Consider the following 3743-nt stretch of genomic DNA (forward strand, 5'->3'; position numbering starts at 1 on the left):
ATTGACCGAGGGCCACAGCGGCGTTTCATAGGTCGCCAGCGGCACCTCGAACTCGCCTTCGATGGTGTTCCCCGACACCTTCACCGGACCGACAAACTGCATGGGAATCTGCGCATATTCACTCATTGACTACTCCTTGGACGAATTGCGGAACTATGCGGGCGATTCCACCCGGATGTCAAATTCGCAGACGCAACCGAAATGATTGGTCTGGCGGATTGCACTCGCCGCGAAAGCTGACAGAATGGCCGGCCATGAAAAAACTGGTCAATCTCTACATCGTGCTGTTTATGCTGGACGGCATCTTTTCCTTGCTGGACGTGGTTGTGGCGCGCCTCACGGGGGTGCAAGCCTTCGGGGCGATGCGCGGTTTGATGGGGTTCGGCCCGTTCATGCTGGCGTTTCCGCTCTATTGCATTATGGGCTGCATGGGCGGTTTCCCGAAACGGACGGTGTTGCCGATGGTCCTCTTCGTCGCATGGAGCACCCTGTTTTTCGGCCTGCCCCTCCCCATCTATCTGGGCACGAAAACCACGGAGTTGCTGCTTTCCGTTGCGCAACCCGCACTGGGACTGTGGGTCTTGTTCGAAATCCGCCGCAGCGGCCGCAACGAAGGTTGGCTGCACGGGCCGGGGGCGTTTGAAGGCATCCAATTCAGCGGCAAGCGGACGTGGGGGTTCCTGGCCGCGAACGTCTTTGGGGTCGTTCCGCTGCTGGCCCTCTATCTCGGCCTCTCCGCGAGCATCGGGGTTGCGCACCGCACCAAAGGATTTGTCCATCTGGGACCGCGCGGCGTCAGCGTCGAGGCCCGCACCTACCGCTGCAACGACAAATCCATCTTCCTGCTGCCGTCCGTCCACATTGCCGAAGGTTCCTTTTATACGGATCTGATGGAGGAGCTCCCCACCGGAAAAACCGTGATCCTCCCCGAAGGCGTGACGGACACCGAAAATCTGCTGTCCGGCGGCATGGGCTACGATAAGCTGGCGCCCGCCCTCGGGCTGGTGGCCCAAAACGGGCAGACCTTTTCCGCCAATCCGGAAATCGCCACCACCGCCTGCGACATCGATGTCAGCACCCTTTCGCCCGAAGTCGTGGCCTTCCTGAACGCGAAGGGGAAGTTCTTCCGCAAGATGGACACCGAAGACCGCCGCGCCGCGCTGCTGGAATACATCACCACTCCGGTGCCCGATGAAAAACTGCTTTGGAAAGAGATCGTCGAGGATCGCAACGCGCGGGTCGTCGCCTGCATCCACGATTCGATGGAAACCTACGATTACATCGCCGTCCCCTGGGGCGCGGCACACATGCCCGGCATCGAAAAAGAGCTGCTCGACGCGGGCGCGAAGCAGGTGGACCGCCGCCGCGTCTGGGTTATGCGCTGGCCCCCGAACGGCAAGTGACCGGTTCCCACCGCGGGATCAGGCACCACGGCGGACTCGGTCTTGCCGATGAATGCGCAGGGCATCTGGCTTTTCGGGGCTCCGACGGAGCGTCGCCCTCCACCATCTTTGTCGAACCGCAGGAGCTGAGCCGCCGCTTCAACGAAGACGCCTCGCTTTCCGCGAATTATAATCCGCTCAAACGGCCGGTCGCCCAGCGCGGCATTCTCGACGTCGATTGGACCGTGGAATCCTTGATGGCGTGGCTGGACCGACGGATTGAAACAACGGCGTAACGTGTTTCTAACATTTTAGGGATTGTTAGCATTCGGCAAATGCGGAACATTGGGCGCATGGAAAAAATCAAGATTTTAGTCGTTGAGGACGAGGCGCCGATCCAGGAGTTGCTGCAATTCAATCTGGAACGGAGCAAGTATCGCGTGAAGGTGGTGGACTCCGGCGAGGAGGCGCTGACCGTGGCGGCGCAATTCCAACCGGATCTGATCCTGCTGGACATCATGTTGCCGGGAGCGGATGGCTTGGAGGTTTGCAAGCGCCTCAAGGCCGACCCCAAAACCACGCGCATCCCGATCATCATGCTGACCGCCTTGTGCGAGGAAGCCGATGTGGTGGCCGGTTTGGAGCTGGGCGCGGACGATTACATCACCAAGCCGTTCAGCCCGCGCGTGCTGCTGGCCCGGGTGAAGGCCGCGCTGCGCCGCATCATCTCCGCGGAACCCGCCGTCAACCGGGAGCTGATCTCGATCCACAACATTTCGATCGACGTTGCCCGCCACAAGGTGGAGGTCGATGGACAGGACGTGACGCTGACCTACACCGAATTCAAGGTGCTTCAGTTGCTGGCCCTGCAGCCGGGCCGGGTCTTCACCCGCTACCAGATCGTCGACGCCGTGCATGGCGAGGACTATCCGGTGACCGACCGCTCGGTCGATGTGCAGATCGTGGGGCTACGCAAGAAACTCGGCGATGCCGGGAAAATCATCGAGACCGTCCGGGGCATCGGCTACCGCTTCAAGGAAGAGGAATAGAACAAGTGAACGGGTTTCAGCGTTGAAGCGTTGATTCGCCGTGTGCCGATAGGGCGCCCCCTTCAACCGTTGAACCCTGCCCCCTTGAACCGGTCGTTTCGGAGAAATGGCGATGAAGAAAAAACATCTGTTCTGGTTGCTGCTCCCGTCCTACTGGGTGCTGACGGCGATTGCGATCATCGTGGTGGCGGTGTATGCCTTCCACTCGATGTCGAGCCTCTACTTCCACGCGCTGGAAACCGACGTGCGCACGCGGGCCATTCTGCTTTCCGAGCAGCTGGCCCCGCTGATCGGCGACGCCACCGCCGTTGACGCCCTGTGCAAGCGGCTCGGCGGGTCGGCCGACACCCGCTTCACGGTCATCATGCCCGACGGCCGGGTGATCGGCGACTCCAACGAGCGCCCCGATGCCATGGAATACCACGGCGACCGCACCGAGATCCGGCAGGCGCTCGGCGGCAGCGTCGGCATGGATACGCGCTATAGCCGCACGGTGAAGCAGGAGATGATGTATATCGCCGTACCGCTGCAGACCGCAAACAAGGAAACCCTCTGCGCGGTCCGCGCCGCCCTGCCCATGACCGCCATCACGGCGGAATTGAACAAGATGACCGTCCGCGTCTTCGTCGCGGCGGTGCTCTCCGGCCTGCTGGCCATGGGGATCTGCATCGGCGTGGTCCGGCGGATCACCTATCCCCTGCGCGGCATGGGACTTGCGGCCCGCAAGTTCGCCGAGGGCGATTTCGGCCACCGTATCCCGGCCCAACAGGCGCTGGAACTCGATCAGCTGGCCGAATCGCTCAACGCCATGTCGGAACAGCTCAGTAAAACGCTGTCGACCCTGAGCGAGCAGCGCAACGAGCAAACCGCCGTGCTCTCGTCGATGGACGAAGGCGTGTTGGCGGTCGACAAACGCGAGCGCGTCATCCACATGAACCGCGTGGCCGGGGAAATCCTCGGGGTCGACGGGCACGATACCAAGCGCGAATTGATCCAGCAGGTGGTGCGTTACGCCAACCTGCAGGAGTTCATCAAGGCCGTAATCGGCTCGCAAAAACCGCTTGCGCGCGACCTTACCCTGATCGGCGACGGCGAAAAGCAGATCCAGGCCAACGGCACCGTGCTGTGGAATTCGGAAAACGAATCGATCGGGGCCTTGATTATCCTGCGCGACGTCACGCAACTGCGCCACCTCGAAACGGTTCGTTCGGACTTCGTGGCGAACGTCTCGCACGAACTCAAAACCCCCATCACCTCCATCAAAGGCTTCGTCGAGACGCTGCTTTCCGGCGACTGGAACCACGAGCCCGAC

The 3743-nt window shown here is 61.4% G+C and carries 4 protein-coding genes and 1 pseudogene; 4 read left to right on the forward strand and 1 reads right to left on the reverse strand.

Going from position 1 to position 3743, the window contains the following annotated elements; all coding sequences use genetic code 11:
- A pseudogene (locus ABYO54_RS15095) lies at nt 1–126 on the reverse strand (hydroxymethylglutaryl-CoA reductase); the annotation flags it as partial.
- A 128-nt stretch (nt 127–254) separates the two neighbouring features.
- Between ABYO54_RS15095 and ABYO54_RS15100 the strand changes: the two are divergent.
- From ABYO54_RS15100 to ABYO54_RS15115, 4 genes are all read left to right on the forward strand, one after another.
- The gene (locus tag ABYO54_RS15100; RefSeq protein ID WP_372809066.1) at nt 255–1403 is read left to right on the forward strand and encodes a hypothetical protein; all 1149 of its coding nucleotides are present in this window, start codon (nt 255–257) and stop codon (nt 1401–1403) included.
- Nucleotides 1400–1678 carry a hypothetical protein gene (locus ABYO54_RS15105; RefSeq protein WP_372809067.1) on the forward strand — a complete coding sequence of 93 codons (279 nt, stop codon included), beginning with the start codon at nt 1400–1402 and terminating at the stop codon, nt 1676–1678. Before ABYO54_RS15100 ends, ABYO54_RS15105 begins: the two co-directional genes overlap by 4 nt.
- A gap of 57 nt (nt 1679–1735) precedes the next feature.
- Nucleotides 1736–2431 (forward strand): response regulator, encoded by a 696-nt coding sequence (locus ABYO54_RS15110; RefSeq protein WP_372809068.1) that lies wholly within the window; start codon nt 1736–1738, stop codon nt 2429–2431.
- Between the two features lie 112 nt (nt 2432–2543).
- The coding region (locus ABYO54_RS15115) for a HAMP domain-containing protein (protein WP_372809069.1) at nt 2544–3743 on the forward strand (1200 nt) is incomplete at its 3' end.

Source organism: Pontiella sp., assembly GCF_041622395.1.
Classification (GTDB): domain Bacteria; phylum Verrucomicrobiota; class Kiritimatiellia; order Kiritimatiellales; family Pontiellaceae; genus Pontiella.